Genomic DNA, 19601 nt, shown 5'->3' with positions numbered 1-19601 from the left:
GGACAATCTTCAGGTGTCCGTATCTCGGCCGACCGGCCTTCGCGCCGGCTTCCACGCCCAGCTGAGCCAGTCCGCCAGCGGTGTCCGTCACGCCGGAGAACAGTGGGTGCCGGCCCGTTTCCTGATCCACGAGCACACCCATCCGGAATGGGAGGTCTACCTGCAAGTCCACGGCCTGAGCAGGTGGACCGCAGCGGGACGCCGCTACGTCCTGGGCCCTGGGCACATGTTCATGGTGGCGCCCGGGACCGTCCATCACATGGCCGAGGAACACCCCGGCAACCATCACTTCTACTTTGCCGCCATCGACACCGCCGCGGTGTTCGGACGCCACCCGGCCCTCACCGAACAGTGGCGCAACCTGCCGGCTGTCGTGCACCGCCCGGGCGCGCAATCCCTCGCAGAACCCTTCGCGCAGTTGGTTCGAGAGCTGACAGTGAAACGCTCGCACCAAGACGAGGGGGTCGCGCTGGCCGCCGACAGGCTCATCCTGGAGGCCGGCCGGCTGCTCATGCCCGTCCCGGGCACATCCGAGCTGTCGATCCACCCCGCTGTCGCCCGGATCCGCACCCTTCTGGACGGCGAGTTCTCACGCCGATGGCCCCTGGCAGACCTCGCGGAACGCGTCGGCCTCGCACCCACCTACCTCGCGGGACTGTTCGCTCGGGAGACGGGCATGTCGCCACATCGATACCTCAACGAGCGCCGCATCGAACGAGCCCGGCAGTTGCTGGCTGCCAGCGACTTGACGATCACCGCGATCGGCATCGAGATCGGATTCGGGTCCGGCCAGCACTTCGCCCGAGCCTTCCGTCAGGCCGACGGCTGCACACCCCAGGAATACCGCCGCAAGGGACAGGCATAGCTGAACCAGCGGTCCAACACGTCACACACCGCCGCCGACGGCCGACAGGGCACAGCAGCGACAGCGTCGGCGTGCCACGCGTATCGAGAGTGGTCAACGGCGTGCGCAACGCCGCCCCACCGCCGCGCACGTCGGTACACGCGGCGATTACGTAGGGTGGTGTGCCACTGGGTCAATGCCTTGACCACCACCCGGTCGTGGTGGTCGGCGAGGAACGCGCGGACCGCGTCCGGGTCGGACGTCAGCAACGCTTCGGGCACGGTGAACCCGACCCGGGCGGCAGCCGCGAGCTGGGTCGGTCTCGGACTCAGGCGGGCGGCGGCCAGGCGACCGCACGTCGTGTGGGGCTCGAAAATTCATCGCTGCAGCTCAAGCCGCATATCGGTACTCGTTGATGACTCCGCCGAGGACGCGGGTGCGCAGGAGCTTGTGCGGCACGCGATCGTGCAAGCCCGCTGGCTGTTCCTGGACCTCGAGTGGTCGTTGGTCTCGTGATCGATGTGGCCGGTGGCAGTTGTAGTGCTCCTGGTACTCGGCGAGGACCTGCCGGGCGTGAGCCTCGTTCGTCATCAGGATGTGGTCGAGGACCTCGCGCCGGATCGTGCCGATCACGCGCTCGAAGTGGGCATTCATGCGCGGCGCCCGGGGCGCGCTGAGCAGCACCTGCATCTCCTCGGCTTCGAAGACGGAGTCGAAGGAGCCGGTGTACTTACTGTCGCGGTCGCGGAGCACGAAGCGGAGCGACTCGACGCGGGTGCCCAGGTCGTCGGCGAGGTTGCGGGCCTGCTGGTTCGCCCACTGCGCGGTGCGGTGGGCGGTGATGCCGGTGATGCCGGTGATGTGGAGCTTCCGGGTGCCGTTCTCGAGGAACGCCAGGGCGTACAGCCGCCTGCCGGTCGTGTCGATGTGGAAGAAGTCCGCCGCGATGATCCCCTCGGCCTGGGTGGTGAGGAATTCGCGCCGGCTCGGGCCGGTGCGGCGCGGGGCCGAGTCGATGCCGGCCGCGTGCAGGATCTCCCAGACCGTGGACGGCGCGATCGGATGCCCCGGGCGGGCCGGTTCACTGGATCCGCCGGTGCCCCCACCGCGGGTTCTCCTGCGCCGGACGCAGAACCGGCTTCTTGAGCACGGCCGCCGTGGGAGGGCGCCCGGTGCGTCGGCGTCGGTCGGAGTAGTCCCACTTGCCAGCGATCAGTCTGCGGTGCCAGGCCGGCAGCGTCCCCGGGGTGACCGAGAAGACACGGCTCCAGCGGCGGCGCGGTATCAGCGACGACAACGCGGCCGGCCAGAACCGGTCCGGGGGTTCGTAGCGGATTGGACCGTTGAGTTGCCGTCGCAGCACCGCGTTCTCGTGCCGCAGCACCAGCAATTCGGCGTCCTTGGCGGTGTCCCGGCGCAGCAGCACCGCACGCGCAGACAGCAACGCCCGGGTGGCCCGGTACAGCATCGAGATGATCACCCCCGCAGCATCCCAGCCACCACCGAGGAACCTTGCGCGCAGGCTCCCACCTGCAGCGATGACTTTACGAGCCCCACACGCTCACGAACGGGCCCTCGCCACGAGCACGGAAATGTCGTCACGGTCTCGCGGCCGACCAACTCCGGCACTGCTCGTCGAAGTGCAGGCGTGGCGCGGAGAGCGCGTTCTGGGCCGCGCCGATCGCCGGGTCGACGACGTGGACGCTGTCCTCCTCCGGTGGGAGCAGTTCAGGGACAGTTTCCGGTGGCCCGTTCCGGTGTGGGTGTCCGCAGCGTTCCGGTCGTCGACGGAGGGGACGAACGGGCCCTCTACCAGGGCACGTTGGCTGAGTACTGCTGGGCGAGGGACGTTGCGGGGCTGTCGGCGAGACCCTGGACGCGCTGGTCCAGCCAGTGGTGGAGCTCTGCTGGTTCTACGGCGTGGTGCCCTGGCGGCTCACGTCGCGGCAGGTTGACCAATACTTCTCCGGGCTGGGGAAGCCGGTCTCCGAAGCGGCCGGCATCGCCCTCGACGACTGCAAAGGAGTGTTCCTCTTCGCCTGGTACGCGCTGACCGGCGGCGCCTTCACCACCCGCGACGTTCGAGCCGAGACGTCTCCCGGGCGACACCCGGCCGCAGAGAACGCCGAACACCGGGGCGCGGTGCTGGCCACCGCCGACGATCCCGGCGCCGCGGCAGTGTCCGTCGGCCCGCAGCTCGGCGGTGATCCGCGGAACGCCGTAGGCCTCCTTCGACTCGGTGTGCACCGCCCGGATCCGCTCGATCAGCCTCGCGTCCGCCGCCGCGCGAGCCTGCCGGGCGGGATCGGCGGCCGACCAGGCGTAGTACGACCCCCGAGCGACGCCGAGAACCCGACACAGCCGCTTGACGCCGAAGCGTCGGTGTTCGGAGATGAAACGGAAGCGGCTCACCGCGGCATCTCCTTCGCGAAATACTGGGCCGCCTTGCGCAGGATCTCCTTCTCGAGCTCCAGCTCGCGGACCTGCTTGCGGAGTCGGACGAGTTCCTCCCGCTCGGCCGTACTCAACCGGTCGGTGCGCTCCCGGCGTCCGCTTCCGCCTGACGCACCCAACCACGCAGCGTCTCGTGGTTGACTCCGAGCTCGGACGCCACCGACGCGATCGAGCGACTCCCGACCGAAGCGCGATACAACGCGACCGCGTCGCGCCTGAACTCATCCGTGTACTTCGACGGGCGTCCCACTTGGACTTCCCTTCCTGGACCTCACGATCCAAGTTTCAAGGTGTCCATGCTCACGGGGGAAACCTCAGTCCGGGCCGATCGTGACGTTCTCGCCGCCCTCGGCCCGGTTCGAGATGTCGTCGCAGCCCTCGGCGCGCTCCGCCCTCGCGCCGCAGGGCCGCATGGACACGCGGAGAGCCGTAGATCCCGCCGGACTCTTACTGAGGTTTTCGTCGTGATGTCGGTGGGTTGGTTTTCATTCCCTGGGTCGGATGGTGAGGCCGGTTTCGGCGAGGCAGGCGTCGATGAGGCGGGGGCGTCGTTGGATGTGGCGGAGGCCGTGTCTGATCGTGCGGACCAGGTGGTCGGCGTCGGTGAACCCGACGTTGCCGGTGAAGCCGCGACGGACCAGCGACCGGATGCCCTCGACCGGGTTCAGGTCCGGCGCGTAACTCGGCAACTGTCTGATCGTCAGCCAGTCGTGCTCGGCGGCGTACTTGCGCAGGTCGGCCGCGCGGTGGGTGTTGAGATTGTCCCGGACCAGGACGATGGGGCCGCCGAGTTGCAGGTGCGCACGCACGGCGAGGTCGCGGTAGTCGGTCCACGCGAAGCTCCTGCGTTCCCCCTTGCGGCGTGTGTGCACGCGGTGTCGGTAGATCAGACGGGAGCGTTCACTCGGCTTGTAGCAGGTCAGTGCGGCGATCGAGACCCGGCCGCAGGAGCCTCCGCACACCCGCACCACCGGGGTGACCCCGCGTCGTCCCCACGTGCGCGCTCGCGGCGGCGTCATCGACATCCCGGCCTCGTCCTCGAAGACGATCCAGGCGTCGAGCGCCGCCGCGGTGCTTCCACCGACGGCCACGTCTCCCGCACCCAACCCCGCACCGCGTCCTCGTCCCGCTCCACCGCCCGCCGAGCCGGCTGTTGACACGACCAGCCGGCCCGACGCAGCAACCCCCAGACCCCATGGATCGAGTAGGTCACCCCGAAACGACGCCGGATCACCGCCTTCACCCGCATCAGGGTCCAACGTTGATCCTGCCAACCGTGGGCTCTCGGGCCCCTGTCCAACTCCCCTTCCAATGCGTCCATTTGCGACGGATCCAACCTGGGCACAGACGCGGGACCGCTCGATCTCAGGCCCTCGACACCCGCCTCGCGCCAGGCACGACGCCACCGTTCCACCGACCGACGCGCCACCCGTAACTCCGACGCGATCACCGCGTTCGACTCCCCACGCTCGAACCGCTCGGCGGCGTCCAACCGCAACCGCTCTCGCGCCGCACGCTCCTTGGGAGTCAACCCACCACCCTGCGCATACCGCATATCCACGGCATAGCGCAGGGATCTTCAACCGTCCACGACATCACGACGAAAACTTCAGTAGTGGACCTGCCAGATCTGGCCGGTCAGTTCCGCGTCCCGGCGGCGCCGCTCGCAGGCTCCTGCTCGACCGGCGGCAGCGGCATAAGGTGGAGGGGGATGTTCAGTTCGCTCGGCCGGCAGCTGGTGTGCAGTGCCGCCGAGCGAGAACTCGATCAGCCCCGCCCGGAGAGGTCATCGGCTGCCTTGATGGTGAGCCCGCGTCAGCTGTGGGCGCTCGGCTTCATCCCGCCGCCTGCTGCCGTCGAACGACGCGAAGCTCGTAGTACGAGCCCGCCTTCGTCGGTATGGTCAGAATCTCGCCAAGCGGGTTCCGGGTGCTCTTCGCGGCGATCCGATGGCCATTCCGGAAGATCCCGACGCTCCGCCCCTGCCAGGGGTTCAGGATCGACAGCTCCTTACCCTTCTCGCTCCTCACCCCGACGAACGTCTTGGTGCCCGACGCGTCTTGGGAGGCGTCGATGAGGAACGCACCGTTCGCGCGGAGCCGGGTGAAGCTCGCCGCCTGATCCTTGTACCAGTTGGCGAAGACGTTCACGAATCCCTCGTTGCTCTGCAGCAGCGACTCCTGTACCACCCCGAGCAGGTTGACCGCCCCGAGATCGCCGACCGTGTTGTTCCCGCGCAGACCTGCCCAGTCGCCTGGCGCCGGATCGATCGATCCGATCCTGAGGTGGTCCATGATCTCGTGGATGTCGTAGCCGAGGCGTGTCGCGCTGGTGAGGCGACGCGCGGTGCCCATCCCGTTCTTGACGGCAAGGTAGTTGAAGTACTTCTCCTTGACCGTTGGCGGTGCACTCATCCCGACAGAGTCGTAGTAGTACACGCTCTGGATCGTCACCGGGTTGCTGTCGAAGGTGCTCCCCGGGTTGGCCTGGGTGCGCCCCTCGACGTCGCAGATGGTGACCTTGCCGTTGTACAGGAACGTCGGCTGCGCGCTCATGTTGTCGACGATGTGCTGCCACGCGGAGACCCGATCCGAGTCCACGCGGAGCTGCTTGGCCGCGTCGACGGCGTTGCGCAGGATGTAGCCGGCGGCGTCGACGTCGAAGATCGGATTGCGCCCCGCGACCCCCTCGTGGGTTGCACCGTAGACGACGTACTTGCCGTTTTCGAGGGTTACGTAGTTTTCCCAGAACACCGCGACCGAACGCAGCATCGGGTAGAGGTGCTCCTTGAGGAAGCCGTCGTCCTGGTTGTACTGGAACATCTTGACCAGCGGCATGAGCACGGAGCTGGCATCCGCCGGGGAGTTCCAGTATTCCCTCGAGTCGTTGTACTGCTCGGTGGACGCACCCCACGGCCCGATATGGGTGGGGACCAACGCTCCGCTGTTGATCCCGTCGGTGAAGGATGTCGGGCGCCCGGTGCCCTGAATCACCCAGTTGAGGTTCTGCGCGGACGCCGAGCGCCGCTGCGCCTCAGGCCAGTACTGTTCAAGGAGGTTCACGTAGTTCTGGACGCCGTCGAGCCGGTTCGCCGTCATGAGCGAGTCCACTTGGCGCTGCATGTCGGTGTTCGTCGTGTAGTCGCCCTGCCAAGCGGGGTTGTCGTTCGCCGTCCAGGGGAACAGGCCCGGGGGAAGGCCGGCGTTGTTCTCACTGGAGGCCGAGGTGGCGCAGCCCAGCTCGTAGAGCAGGCCGTAATACATCCGCTCCACCTTCGAGTCGTGGATGTGGATGAACGACTTCAGCCAGTACTGCTTCCAGTAGGCTCGGTGGGCCTTTTGCGCCGATGCCAGGGCGTGGGCGTGGGATCGTGACGCCACCTTCGCCAGGGCCGTGTCGATCGCTTGCCCCATGCTGTTGGCCGTCGCACTCTGCTTGCCGCCCTCGATCGCCGAGACAACGGTGACGGATTGGCCCGCGTCCAGCGTGAAGTTGGTCCGGTTCGTGCTCCCGGCTCCGGCAGTGACCGTGGTCTTGACATTGCCGATGACCTTTGAGGCCATCGCCACGTTCACCGTCCACCCCGGCCAGGTGCCGTCACCGCTCGCCCTGTTGGAGGACGCGCTGGTGCCGGACTTGGTCGCCACCATCATGTTGCCGCGTACCTCCGCCGCGGCATTGCTGTTGACAGTCCAGTTGGAGACCTCCAGCGGAAGGCGGCCCGCCGTGGTGTTCTTTATGAGGGTGATAATGAGGTTCTCCCTGGCGGAGAGCCAGGTGAAGGTCGTGAATCCGCCCTCGGACTGCGCGAGCACCTCCGCGTTCCTCATGTCCTGCTCATAGCGGAAATCCGATTGGGCGGCCAGTTTCGGCTGCGCATAGAGGTCAAGACCGTAGATGCGCAGCGTGTTCCCCGCGCCCTGTTCGGCCGTCGTCACCTGCAGGCGTACGTAGCGCGTCGTGATCGGGGTCGCCAGGTTGCGATCCGTCACGGCCGCACTGTTTCCCGTCACGGTATCGGCATCGGTCCAGTCCGCATCGACCCCGCCCTTCGGGTCCGACTTGGTCGAATACTGCAGGCGGAAGTCCTTGGTGTTGGCCTGCGCCGTCTCTCCGCCCGCAGAGGCGTGCTTGACCACCCAGCGCGAGATGTTCTGCGCCTGGCCGAGGTCGACAACGGCCCAATAGACCGCAGATCCCCCGTTCGTGGCAACCGTCGAGCACCACTTGGTGTCGTCGCGGCCGTCCACGAGCTTGGGGCCGTCCTCGTTGCTGCTGGTGAAACCGCTGACCTGCACGGGCTTGCCCTGCGCCAGGTCGATGCCGTCGTCGGCGCGGATGGTGAGACCGCCGAAGGCGGTGTACTGCTGCCCGTTCCTGCTGGAGCGGTCACGCCACATGTCACTTCTCGACACGTAGATGTTCTGCGTCCGGTGATCGCCGGCCATGAACGCGAAGGTCGTTCCGTTGCCCATGATCGGACCGTCGGGGTTGAACGCCGTGTTCCAGGGCGACCCGATGCGTGTGTCCCGGGTGTAGACACCCTTGTAGCCGTCCAAGACCCGGGAGACCTTGTTCCAGTCGGCCTCGGTGGCTTGATTCGCCGCTCCCGCCTCGGCGGGTGCGAACGGTTGCCCGTCCGCCGCGCTTGCCGACAGCGGCATGAGCGCGGTTCCGACCGCGGCGACGAAGGTCGAGATTGCAGTTCTTCTGCTGATCATCTCAAGTCCCTTTTCTGAGAGGTACCAACAATCGGAATGCGCGGCGCGCGGCCGGACCGCCCTGCCGCGTCCGATCTCGTGGTCAGACAGCGGGGCTCCGGAGGCCGGTGAGGGTTCCGACCCCGTCGGCGGTCAACGTGTCCGGCAGTTCGTTCGGGCCGCCCGCAGCGAACGACGGCGTGACGCCGAACACTGCGGACAGCACGGCTTCCGCACCGGATGCGCCCGCGATGCTGTCGCGGTTCGAGACACCGCGCTCGGCGACCCGAGCGCGCGGCCGCCCATCAGGTCCGGTGACGATTTCCATGGCCTGGCCCCACACCCCGCCCGAGGCGGCGGACGTCAGGTCGCGCAGCAGCGCGATCGCCCGGTCGCGGTAGCCCAGGCGGGCCAAGCCGTACGCGGTGACGCCGGGCCAGGCGCAGAACGCGCCGGCCGCGCCGTGGTCGGGACGGTCGGAGGCGGCGGCGGCCGGGTCGTCGGGGCTCAGGGCCCGCATCCAGCCGCCCACCAGCAGGCGTTCGGTAACGAAGTCCGCCATTTCGCACCGCATTTCGTCGTTCAGATCGCGGTGCAGGGCTGCGGAGGTCAGGCCGAAGTCGAGGCAGTGCCCGATCGTGTCCGTCCCGTCGGGGCGGCGTATCTGCCAGCGGCCCGCGCCCGCGTACAGTTCCAGCACCGCCGCGGCCAAGACCTCGGCTTCCGCGTCGGCTCGTGCCGCGTCCTCCTGGCGGCCCCGCTGTCGGTACAGGCCAGCCATCGAACGGGTCATCCCGACGTAGGCGCTGTTGAAGCCCGCGACGACTGCGGTGTACGTGGGCACGCACTCCAGCAGGCTCCACGCGTCGTCGCCGAAGTCGGCGAGCACGCCTCCGGTGGCCGCCCTGCGTTTGTCGCGCCAGCCGAAGCCGAGTCGCTCCAGGTGTTCGAAGACCGTTGCTCCACCGGTCGATTCGTCGAGGAAGGCGGCGTCACCGCTGGTGCAGACGTAGTGCTCGATGAGCCGGAACAGGGCGTAGTCGTTGGCGCTGTATGCGTTGCCCAGCGGACCGCCGCTGCGGGCTTCGATCCCGAAGGAGTCCCGATAGGGGCCGGAGAGGACGCGCAGCAGCCATGAGCGCAGTCCGGCGGGCTCCAGGAGGGCGTACATCCGGCTCCACTCGCAGTGGTCCCAGAAGTACGTCGTCGTCGGCCCCAGTCGGGGGCCGCCGGTGAGGAACACAGGTTCGCCGGGCCGGATCCGGATGTTGCGCATGTACAGCACCTGCAGCGCGCCGAGGTAATACGTGTCCGCGAGCCCGGCGTCGTCGGTGGTGAGGACCGGAAGGTGCCCGGAGAAGTCCGGGTTTCCCGGGGTGAACATGTTGGCCCAGTGCCGCTGCCAGCCGTCCTCGCCCGCGCGCATCGTCGCTTCGAAGGATTCGGCCGCGGCCCGGGCCTCGGCGGCGACGTCGTGCGCATCGGTTCCGTACGCGCAGGTGATGCCGATGGTCACGCTCTGGCCGGGCTCGATCCGGCGGGTCCAGGTGGCGCGGCCGCCGGGGCCTTCGGTCCGAAGGGCGGACGGCATGTTGGTGAAGGCGTAGGCAGCGCGTGCCGCCGACCGGGTGTCCGCGATGGCGACCATGCCGTCTTGCGGTGCGGACGTCCAGCGGCGCGACTGGGTCCAGTGGCCGGTCCGCGTGATCTCCTGGTCGTCGAGGCGGAGCACGACGTGGTCGGCTTCGATGTGCGCGCTGACGCGGTGCCACGCCCCGGCCGGGGCGGTGACGTCCGTGAACACGCGTTCCCCGGTGATGCCGAGCCACGGACAACCGTTCTCGACGCCGATCCGCAGCGAGTCCGGGTGGTTGCCGTGGGTCAGGACGGTTCCGGACTGGCTCTCGGTGTCGAGGCGAAGCTCGAAGGCGATCGTCATCCCGGGGGTCAGGGCGAAGGCATCGAAGTTCGCCTCGTCGTCCGGGGTGAGCCGGATCGCCTCGTCGGCGCGCACGGCCACAATGCCGTCGGCGCTTGCGACCGTCAGAGCGCGAACCGTCGCCGCCACGCCGACACGCGGTTCCGGTTCCCTGTCGTGGCTGACATGCGCCGGGAGCGCGTCGTCCAAAAGCATCGGGCCGTGGTCCTCGTCGCGCTGGATCCCCGGGACACGGGGCCTACCGAGCCGGAGCCGGCGCGACGCCGGGGAGAGCAGGTGGGACTCGCCACGTCCGCCGGTGGTGGCGCGAATACGCTCGAGCGCCATGAAGTCGTGGTGGTTGCCGTCGTTCCACGGCACGTCGTACAGCCAACCGAAGCCGACCTCGGTATGCGCGACCATCGCGAACAGGTCCTGGGACAGCTCGACGGTCCTGGCCTCGGGACTCTCGTTGGTGACCGTGAGGCGCCACAGCAGCAGGTCCCGCGACAGCGCCATCCGAGTGTCGGTGCTCAGCAGCAGGCCGTCTCCCCGGTGCTCGCGCGTCACGCCCCAGGGCTTCCACAGGAACCGCTGGGCAGCCAAGGTCCGCCCGTCCACGCGGAGTTCGCCCGTGTGATATCCGAAGGTGAAGGGGGCGGCGACCAGCCAGGACAGGGAGGACAGGTCGTAGTCGACGTGGCCTTGGCCCTGCTGGTTGCGCAGCGACGGCAGGTGTGCGATCTCGTCGAGGCCGACCCAGTGCCTGGCAAGCTGGTCCAGGTCGGGGACGCCGGCCCCGGAGACGGCGTGCTGGGGATCGGCGGCGGCGATGGTGGTCACTTGCTGGCTCCCGAGGTGAGTCCGGCGATGAACTGCTTCTGCAGGAAGAGGTATCCGGCGACGGGGATGACCGCGGCCAGGAGCATCACGCCGAACAGTTGTGCGTAGTTGGTGGAGAACTGGCCGAGCGACTGGTACACACCGGTGGTGATGGTCTGTCCGTGCAGCGGGCCGAGGATGAACTGTGGATTCATGAAGTCGTTCCAGATCCACAGCGACAGGAAGATCGCGACGGTCGCGGTGGCCGGGCGCAGCAGCGGCATGACGATCGTCCACCAGATCCGCAGCGTTCCGGCGCCGTCCACGGTCGCGGCCTCGATGATCTCGCCCGGGACGGACCGCAGGAATCCGGAGTAGACGAAGACCGCGAACGCCAGGTATCCGCCGCCGACGTTGGACAGGACCAGCCCGGTGTAGGTGTGGTCCAGGTGCAGGAAGGTCAGGATCCGGATGGTGGGCAGGAGGAGGACTGCGGGCGGGATCATCAGGCCGGCGCCGAACACGGCCAGGACGATTCGTTGGAGGGGTGCCGAGCGGCGGGACAGCCAGAAGCTGAAGGCCGCGCCGATCGGGATGATCAGGATCACCGACGCGACGACCGTGACCAGAGAGTTGGTGAGGCCGATCTGGATGATGCGGTCGGGGCGGGACAGCGCGTCCGTCAGGTTCCGGGTCGTCGGCGGTACCGGCAGGGCGGCGGGGTCCGAGACGATCTGGTCCTGCGGTTTGAAGGCGTTGACGACGGTGAGGTAGACGGGGCTGACGAAGGCCAGCGTCACCAGTGTGGCCGCGATGAGGTGGCCCTTCGTCGCCCACTTGCGGCGCTTCGCTCTCGGTATGGAGGCGGCCCGGCCGGTGGATGGGCTCGGCGCGGTGCTCCGCGATGCGGCCGGCCGGTGCGAGGTCGAGACGGTCACAGGTCCACCTCCCGGCGGCGCAGCAGGCCGGTCACGGACAGCGCGATGACCGCGGAGACGGCCAGGAGCAGCATGGCCACCGCCGAGGCGTAGCCGAAGCGATTGTCGGTGAAGGCGCACTTGATGATGTAGAGGGCGGTGGACTGGGTGGAGTCCGCGGGGCCGCCCGAGGTGAGGACCGCGATGATGTCGTACAGCTTCAGCATCGTGATCATCGAGATCGTGACGCTGATGGTCGTGCCCGGGGCCACCATCGGGAAGGTGATGTGCCGGAACTGTTGCCGGCGGCCGGCGCCGTCCACCTTCGCGGCCTGGTAGAGCTCGACCGGGATCGACTGCAGCGCCGCCAGGTGCACGACGGTGGTGAAGCCGGTCAGGACCCAGGCGGCGACCAGGCCGACCGAGAACATCGCCAGGTGTGGCGTGCCGAGCCAGGTGATCGGCTTGTCGGTGATCCCCGTGGTGGTCAGGATGTCGTTGAGGATGCCGTCCTGGGCCAGGATGTAGCGCCACACGAAGGCGACGATGACGCCGGACAGCACTTGCGGCAGGAAGGCGACGGTCCGCATCATCCGGTAGCTCAGCGATGTCTTGTTGAGGAGGATCGCGAACCCGATGCCTGCGGCGTTGGCGGCGATCGTCACCGCTGCGGTCAGCAGGAGGGTGAAGGTGAGACTGTCCGACAGTGCGCTGTCGTGCGTCATCTCGGTGTAGTTGTCGAATCCCACGAAGTGGGTCTGCGGCTTGAGCGGGTTCTCGTCCGTCAGGCTCTTCCAGGCGCTCATGATCACCGGAACGACGATGAACAGGGCGTACAGGCCGAGCGTGAGAACGGCGATCGCACCGAGGGCCGGGTCGCCGCGGCGTGGGTGGGCTCGGGTGGTCATGGCGGGTCCCTTGGAGAAGTTCTACGGTCGTCCCGCCCGGCGCCGGTGCGGACGGCCCGGCGCCGGTTCAGGAGCTACTTGGTGGCCTTGTCCCAGGCGGCGTCGAGCTTGGCGAGCTGTCCGTGGACGTCGTCGGAGGTGAACAGCGCCTGGCTGGCCGAGTAGAAGGCGTCGTTCAGTCCGGAGGGCATGGCGTCGTCGTTGGTCGCCCAGCCGAAGGCCGAGACCTTCGTGTTCTGGTCGGTGACGTAGGTGTAGGAGTCCTTGTAGACCTGGGTGACGTTGACGTTGTAGTCGGCCAGGGTCTTGTTCTTGAGCATGGGGAACGCGCCGTCGCCCTCGATCAGGGTCTTGAGGTTCGCCGGGTTCGTCGACCAGGCCTGGGCGAACGCGGTCGCCTTTGCCGGGTCGGCTGTCTTGGCGCTGATCGCCATGGACCCACCCACCGCGAACGGCACGACCAGGGACCCGTCGTCGGTCGGGGTGAGGAAGGCGCCGAAGTCGTCGGCGTGATCCTTGGGCACCGAGCCGAGGAACCAGTTGCCCATCATGTACATCGCGGTCTTGCCGGAGGTGAAGTTCGTGATCGAGTCCGCGTACTTCACGCCCAGCGCGCCGTCCTGGAAGTAGCCTTCCTTGACCATCGTCCGGTACTTGGTCGCAGCGGCCTCGACGTTGGCATCGGTGAATCTGGTCTTGCCCGCGTAGCGGTCCTGCAGCCAGTTCGGGTTCTTGCCCAGGACGTCCGCGGACAGGATGCCGACCAGCGGCATGGACGCCGAGAACGGGTCGCCGCCGCCCAGCTCGATCGGGGTGATGCCGGCCGCCTTGAGCTTGGCGCACACCGCCATGAACTCCGACCACGTCCTGGGCGGCGCGGTGATGCCCGCCTGCGCGAACAGCTTCTTGTTGTAGAAGACCTCGGGGATGACCTGGGAGTTCGTCGGCGGGATGTAGACCTCGCCCTTGTAGGCGTTGCCCATCGGCATCAGGAAGTTGGCGTTCACCCAGTTCTTGTCGTACGGCTTGAGCAGCCCGTTCTGCGCGAACGTCGACGGGGTGATCGACTGCAGCAGGTCCGGGAACTGGCCGGAGGCCAGCAGTTGCTTTGCGTACGCGTCCCGGTCCGTGCCCGGGGTCACGATCTTCTTCACCGACACGCCGGGGGCCTGCTTCTGGGCCTCGGTGATCGAGGTGTCCCAGAACTGCGCGTTCAGGTTCGGGGTCTCGAACGTCAGGTAGGTCAGGTCGCTGCCGCCCTTCCCGCCGTCGTTGGTTGCGGCGGAACATCCGGTGAGCAGGGTGAGGCCCGCGGCAACGCAGGCCGCGATCAGAGGGGTGGGCCGCATGGAAGTCTCCTGGTGGGGGTGATGTAACCCGCGAGAGTGGAGCGGATCGGAGGGGATCGACGCCTGCACATCTTCGAGATAACGTTATCGCGAGGATAATCCTGCGTTACGGGAATGTGTCAAGAGTCGATCGGATAACGTTCGACCGCTACAGCGAGGAGTCACACCGGATGAGCCGACCAGCGGGTGGGAACGGGGGCCGATCCAAGCGGCCGACCATGGTGGACGTCGCCCGCGAGGCCGGCGTGGCTCTGCGCACGGTCTCCCGGGTGGTCAACAACGACCCGACGGTGGGTCCTGAGTACGCGGCCAGGGTCGAGGCCGCGATCGTGGCGCTCAACTACCGCCCGGACGAGCGGGCCCGGCAGCTGCGCACGGGCGTCACCGGCACGATCGGCGCGGCCGTTCGACGAATCGCCGAGGTCAACCCGGCCCTGGCCGCCATCGAGCACACGGCCCGCGCGTCGGGGCAGACCCTCCTGGCGGCCTCCACCGACTTCGACGAGGCCAGGGAACGCGAGATTCTCGTCTCCATGTGCCGGCAGCGCCTCGACGGCATCATCGTCGAGCCGATCGGCGAGAACCACGCCTACCTGGAGCCGGAGATCGAGGCGGGCATGCCCTTGGTCTCCATGGACCGGCCGATGGCCGGGATCTCGGCGGACTGCGTCATGTCGGACAACGCCGCGGGCATCGGCATGGCCTTCCACCACCTGTACCGGCACGGGCACCGCCGGATCGCCTACATCGGCGACAGCGAGCGTGTCTACTCCGGACGGGAGCGCGCGGCGGCCTTCCGGGCCGCGCTGGGCGCCCACGGCCGGCCTGCCGAGGGTCTGGTGCACCCCGGCGAGATCACCCCCGAACGCGTCGCCGCCGCACTGGAGGCCGTGCTGCACGGCGCGGAGCCGGCGACCGCGCTGGTCACCGGCACCATGGACACCACGCTTGCGGTGCTGCGGCACCTCGGCCCGCAGGCGGCCTCCCGGCTGGGCATCGTCGCCTTCGACGAGGTGCCGCTCGCCGACCTCATCCGGCCCGCGCTCACCGTGGTCGCCCAGGAGACCTCCACCATCGGCCGGACGGCCGTGGAACTGCTGCGCGCGCGCATCGCCGATCCGGCCCGCCCGGCGCAGACCGTGATCGTCCCGGTCACGCTGAAGACCCGCGGCTCCGGCGAGGTACCGGCCTGACCTTCGGCCGGTCGGGATTCCGTAGCGACGTCTTGACAGACGGCCGAGGCAGGTCCATCGTTCGCGATAACGTTATTCCAATGCGGCCGTGATCTTCTCGGACGTCGGCATCCGGCAGCTCTCGAGCCGCCGACCGCGTCGTCACCGCCCGGGTGTGCGCCGACGCACACCGGGACATCCCGACCTCCGCGCTGACGGCCCGGCCGACGGGTCCCTCACACATGCCCGCTGGCCGATTCCTGCTCCGGTGCCGCGACCTACGGCAGGCACGAAGCCACACGTCCAGGTGCGCGCAGTCGCCCCTTCCGTCCATCCCGTCCGAACACCTCCCCCTGATTCCCAGCCGAGGCACGGCGCGCTTCGCCTGATGGCGCGGCCCGAGCGCGAGGTAGTGACCTCGACAGCGGCGTCCCGACTGCCATGATCCGCACCCGGATTCACCCATCGAAGGAGAGACGGATGACCCACCACATCGCAGGCTCACTGCCTCCGGCCAGAAGAACAGTTCTCGGAGGCGCCCTCGCGGCAGTCGGCACCGCGGCGCTGTCGGGGGTCCCGCCGCGGCGCTGTCCGGGCCGGCGGACGATGGGAACGGCGGTACGACAGCGCCCCCGACCGCAGAGCAGCGCTGGTCGAAACTTCAGGCAAAGCCGGCGGACGGGGGGTGGTTCCGTACCGAGTCGGTACGGAACCACCCCCGCACGCTCGTGGCTGTCCGGCGACACCCACCTCGAACGCACCCTGGGGGTCGACAACCCACGGACGCTCACAGGACGGACCAGCCTCGGCTGCTCGTACCGGCATGCCGGTGGAACCGCCAAGCGATCCCATTCGCCGATCCGGGCCGGGCGGGAGTCCATCGCTGCCCTCCGTCCGTGTAGCGCTCGCCGTCCGCGCAAGACCACGTGTTCCCGCTCGCGAGTCGCGACACCGGGACACATCGTTGTCCCACTCCACCGGATCAACTTCGAGGAACTCGATGACAGACGACGCCAATTGCCCGCCCTCGGAAACGGCCGCATCGAGGTTTCCAGGTCTGGTGGTGGGTGACCCGGCATGGCTCGCCGCCGAGCAGGCCAGGCTGCTGGATTTCGCCCGTGGCGCGCGCGTGCCCAACGGATTCGGCTGGCTCGACGACCGCGGTGCCGTACGGGACGACGGGTCCGTCCACACGTGGATCACCTGCCGAATGACCCACGTCTTCGCCCTCGCCCACCTGTGCGGTGACCCCGATGCGGCGAACCTGGTGGACCACGGGCTCGCCGCCTTGTCGGGACCGCTGCGCGACCGCGAACACGGCGGCTGGTACACCGGGGTGGACTGCGACGGTCGGCCGCTCTCCGCCGAGAAGTCCGCCTACACACACGCGTTCGTGGTCCTGGCGGCGGCCGGTGCCACGGCCGCCGGCCGACCGGGGGCCCGAGACCTGCTGGCCCGGTCGCTCGACACGATCGAGCGGCGTTTCTGGAGCGAGGAGGAGGGCCGGCTCGTCGAGAGCTGGGACCTGCCCTGGCAATTGTGCGAGAACTACCGCGGCGCGAACGCCAACATGCACGCCGTCGAGGCGTTCCTGGCGGCGGGAGACGTCACCGGCGAGCCCATCTGGCATGCGCGAGCCCTGCGCATCTCCCGTCACGTGGTCCACGAACACGCCAAAGCCGCCCGATGGCGCCTCGTCGAACACTTCGATGCCCACTGGTCACCACAGCACCGGTACAACGAGAACCGGCCCGACGACCCGTTCCGACCGTTCGGATCCACGGTCGGACACTGGTTCGAGTGGGCACGATTGCTGCTCGGCCTCCACACCAGCCTGCGGACCGCACCCGACTGGCTCCTCCACGACGCCGAGGCGCTCTTCGCCGCAGGCGTCCGCGAGGGCTGGAACGTCGACGGCGAACCCGGATTCGTCTACACCGTGGACCGGGCCGGCGAGCCGGTCGTCAGAGCCCGCATGCACTGGGTCCTCGCCGAGGCGATCGCGGCGGCCGCCGTCCTCCACCGTGTCACCGGCAATGGCGAGTACGAGCGCTGGTACCGCACGTGGTGGAAATACGCGGACGAGGTCTTCATCGACCACGCCCACGGCAGCTGGCACCACGAACTGACGCCCCGCAACACCCCCGCGGCGACCGTGTGGTCCGGCAAGCCGGATGTCTACCACGCGATCCAGGCCACCCTCATCCCCCGACTCCCGCCGGCGCCCGCGATCGCCGAGGCACTGCGTCGGAGGAATTCGTGAACACACACAGGCCCCGCTCCCGTGCGGTCGCCGGGCCCGACGAGAAGGGGCGAGCCCCGACGCGACCCGCACAGCACAAGCAGCACGGACCGGAAGTGGGCAGGGCGTGATCTTTGTCGTCGGAGAAGCCGTCGTGGACCTTGTGACGTCCGGCCACGGCGACACCGCCGCCCATCCGGGGGGCAGCCCTGCCAACGTGGCGGTCGGCCTGGGCCGGCTGGGCAGCCCGGTCTCCCTGCTCACCCAGTACGGCCGCGACCCCTACGGGGAGATGCTCGCAGGCCACTTCGCGGACAGCTTGGTCACGGTGGTCGGGGAGGCCACCGCGGGCGACCTTCCCACCAGCACCGCGATCGCGCGGACGGACACCGCAGGTGCCGCCACGTACGAGTTCGCCCTCTCCTGGGACCCGGCCCCGATACCGGACGAACTCCCGGCCGGGATGGTGTGCCTGCACACCGGCTCGATCGCCGTCACCCTGGAACCGGGCGCGACCACCGTACGACGGCTCCTGGAGCAAGCCCGCGGGCGCTGCACCGTCTCGTACGACCCCAATTGCCGTCCGACACTGATGGGAGGGCCCACCCGGGCACGGACCCTGATCGAGCATCGGGCCGCGCTTGCCGACGTGGTGAAGGTCAGCAACGACGACCTCGGCTGGCTCTACCCGGGACGGGACATCACCGACGTCGCCCGGGAATGGCTCGAGCGCGGACCGGCCCTGGTCGTGGTGACCCGAGGAGCCGCCGGCTCCTACGGCGTCTGCGGGTCGGGAGACGTCCACTGCCCGGCGCCCACCGTCGAGGTCGCCGACACCGTCGGTGCGGGCGACGCCTTCACGGCAGGGCTGCTCGACGCGCTGCGCCGACTCGACCTCCTCGGCGTGGACAACGCACCCCGTCTGCGCCGTCTCGGCCCGGGAACCCTCTTCGAACTGCTCGGTGAGGCATCCCTGGTCTCCGCACTCACGTGCGCCCGCCCCGGTGCCGACCCGCCGACCGCACAGGAAGTCGAGAGCCATCGGCACAACATCCGGAACGCCAGCACCGATCGTGCCCGCCCCTCCGGAGCAGCGCAGCTGGCGCCGAGTCCCTGAAATGCCATGGGTGCGGTGGAGTGCGGTGTCCGAGGGGCGGTTCCCGAGATGTCGTCCGTTGCGTGAACAGGGTCGAGAGGGAAGGAGATTCGCTCATGAAGGTGTTGCCTTCGGGTCCCGTCGCGAGGAACTCGTGACCGGGAGCGGGACTTCGCCGGGCCGGCCGCGGCACCCTCGGTACTGCGGCACCCGCGCTCGACTGACACCGACCACAAACCGCCCCATCCGCTCGAAAGGCTGGGCCAGGAGAACCATGTCCTACCGCACCACCGGCACCACCACGGCCGTCGACTACGTCGAGGACGTGTCTCCCGGCGCAGGAGCCCTGGCACCCCGCGCCTGGAACCCGTCGCCGGACGCGAAATCCCTTTCATTGAACGGAAGTTGGAGCTTCCGCCTGGCTCCCTCCGCAGACGCCGAGGACGACGCCTTCGCCGCACCCGGATACGATGCGGGGACCTGGGACGAGATCGCCGTCCCGGGCCATTGGGTGCTCCAGGGGCACGGCTCGCCCATATACACCAACTCCCTCTACCCGTTCCCGGTCGACCCGCCGCGGGTGCCGTACGAGAACCCGACCGGCGACCACCTGAAGGCGTTCGACCTGCCCGCGGACTGGCCCGCGGACGGGAACGCCGTCCTGCGCTTCGACGGCGTCGAATCCTGCGCCCGCGTCTGGCTCAACGGCACCGAACTCGGCGTCTTCAAGGGCTCCCGGCTCCCGCACGAGTTCGCGGTGGGACACCTGCTCCACGCCACGGACAACCGGCTCGCGGTACGTGTCCACCAATGGTCGGCGGGCTCGTACCTCGAAGACCAGGACCAATGGTGGCTTCCGGGCATTTTCCGCGACGTCATCCTGCTGCACCGGCCGGACGGATGCGCCGGCGACTTCTTCGTGCACGCCTCCTACGACCACACCACCGGCGAGGGAACCCTGCGCGTCGACTCCGACGTCCCCGGCCGCGTGACCGTGCCCGCGCTCGGCATCGACACCGCGACCGGCGCTCCGGTCACGGTCCCCGTCCGGCCGTGGACCGCGGAGACCCCGCACCTGTACGACGGCATCCTCGCCACCCCAGGCGAGCGGCTGCCGCTGCGCATCGGCTTCCGCACTGTCGAACTCGCCGACGGCCTGATCACGGTCAACGGCAAGCC

The 19601-nt window shown here is 68.7% G+C and carries 14 protein-coding genes and 1 pseudogene; 5 read left to right on the top strand and 10 right to left on the bottom strand.

The window, feature by feature from the left end; translation table 11 throughout:
- Positions 1-13 precede the first annotated feature (13 nt).
- A complete protein-coding gene (locus tag A3IC_RS63585) occupies positions 14-865 on the top strand; it encodes a helix-turn-helix transcriptional regulator (RefSeq protein WP_158696375.1) in 852 nt (283 codons plus the stop codon).
- Between the two features lie 369 nt (positions 866-1234).
- Here A3IC_RS63585 and A3IC_RS60580 read toward each other — a convergent pair.
- From A3IC_RS60580 to A3IC_RS0146510, 10 genes and pseudogenes are all read right to left on the bottom strand, one after another.
- A pseudogene (locus A3IC_RS60580) lies at positions 1235-2324 on the bottom strand (integrase core domain-containing protein).
- Positions 2325-2653: 329 nt separating this feature from the next.
- A complete protein-coding gene (locus A3IC_RS63580) occupies positions 2654-3256 on the bottom strand; it encodes an IS3 family transposase (RefSeq protein ID WP_020556920.1) in 603 nt (200 codons plus the stop codon).
- The gene (locus A3IC_RS69900) at positions 3253-3417 is read right to left on the bottom strand and encodes a hypothetical protein (protein ID WP_169400968.1); all 165 of its coding nucleotides are present in this window, start codon (positions 3415-3417) and stop codon (positions 3253-3255) included. The genes A3IC_RS63580 and A3IC_RS69900 overlap by 4 nt, the downstream gene beginning before the upstream one ends.
- Positions 3369-3548 (bottom strand): transposase, encoded by a 180-nt coding sequence (locus A3IC_RS73910; protein ID WP_106669222.1) that lies wholly within the window; start codon positions 3546-3548, stop codon positions 3369-3371. Before A3IC_RS73910 ends, A3IC_RS69900 begins: the two co-directional genes overlap by 49 nt.
- A 235-nt stretch (positions 3549-3783) precedes the next feature.
- Positions 3784-4853, bottom strand: a protein-coding gene (locus A3IC_RS73905) for an IS630 family transposase (RefSeq protein WP_425387402.1) whose coding sequence is annotated in 2 segments (ribosomal slippage) — positions 3784-4404 and positions 4407-4853 — 1068 coding nt in all. Because the reading frame shifts where the segments join, the coding sequence is not laid out codon by codon here.
- Between the two features lie 280 nt (positions 4854-5133).
- Positions 5134-8019 (bottom strand): discoidin domain-containing protein, encoded by a 2886-nt coding sequence (locus tag A3IC_RS0146530; RefSeq protein WP_079027134.1) that lies wholly within the window; start codon positions 8017-8019, stop codon positions 5134-5136.
- Between the two features lie 82 nt (positions 8020-8101).
- Positions 8102-10759 carry a LamG domain-containing protein gene (locus tag A3IC_RS0146525; RefSeq protein WP_020556916.1) on the bottom strand — a complete coding sequence of 886 codons (2658 nt, stop codon included), beginning with the start codon at positions 10757-10759 and terminating at the stop codon, positions 8102-8104.
- On the bottom strand, positions 10756-11676 hold the full coding sequence (locus tag A3IC_RS0146520; RefSeq protein ID WP_020556915.1) for a carbohydrate ABC transporter permease: 921 nt from the start codon (positions 11674-11676) through the stop codon (positions 10756-10758). The genes A3IC_RS0146525 and A3IC_RS0146520 overlap by 4 nt, the downstream gene beginning before the upstream one ends.
- Positions 11673-12563, bottom strand: coding sequence for a carbohydrate ABC transporter permease (locus tag A3IC_RS72815; RefSeq protein WP_020556914.1), 891 nt, complete (start codon positions 12561-12563; stop codon positions 11673-11675). Before A3IC_RS72815 ends, A3IC_RS0146520 begins: the two co-directional genes overlap by 4 nt.
- A 74-nt stretch (positions 12564-12637) precedes the next feature.
- Positions 12638-13912: an ABC transporter substrate-binding protein gene (locus tag A3IC_RS0146510; protein WP_020556913.1), complete on the bottom strand. Its 1275-nt coding sequence runs from the start codon at positions 13910-13912 to the stop codon at positions 12638-12640.
- Positions 13913-14082: 170 nt separating this feature from the next.
- On the opposite strand from A3IC_RS0146510, the gene A3IC_RS0146505 reads away from it, so the two are divergent.
- From A3IC_RS0146505 to A3IC_RS60560, 4 genes are all read left to right on the top strand, one after another.
- Positions 14083-15105 carry a LacI family DNA-binding transcriptional regulator gene (locus A3IC_RS0146505; protein WP_052174118.1) on the top strand — a complete coding sequence of 341 codons (1023 nt, stop codon included), beginning with the start codon at positions 14083-14085 and terminating at the stop codon, positions 15103-15105.
- Between the two features lie 1042 nt (positions 15106-16147).
- Positions 16148-17347, top strand: a complete 1200-nt coding sequence (locus tag A3IC_RS0146500) for an AGE family epimerase/isomerase (protein ID WP_245599864.1) — start codon at positions 16148-16150, stop codon at positions 17345-17347.
- Between the two features lie 106 nt (positions 17348-17453).
- Entirely contained in the window at positions 17454-18443 is a 990-nt protein-coding gene (locus tag A3IC_RS60565; protein WP_020556910.1) for a carbohydrate kinase family protein, read from the top strand.
- Between the two features lie 253 nt (positions 18444-18696).
- Positions 18697-19601: sugar-binding domain-containing protein (locus tag A3IC_RS60560; RefSeq protein ID WP_040878539.1), on the top strand; the 905-nt coding region annotated here is incomplete at its 3' end.

It is taken from the genome of Embleya scabrispora DSM 41855, assembly GCF_000372745.1.
Taxonomy (GTDB): Bacteria; Actinomycetota; Actinomycetes; order Streptomycetales; family Streptomycetaceae; genus Embleya; species Embleya scabrispora.
Note: the sequence above shows the minus strand (reverse complement) of the source record. Positions and strands in the feature narration are given on the sequence as shown.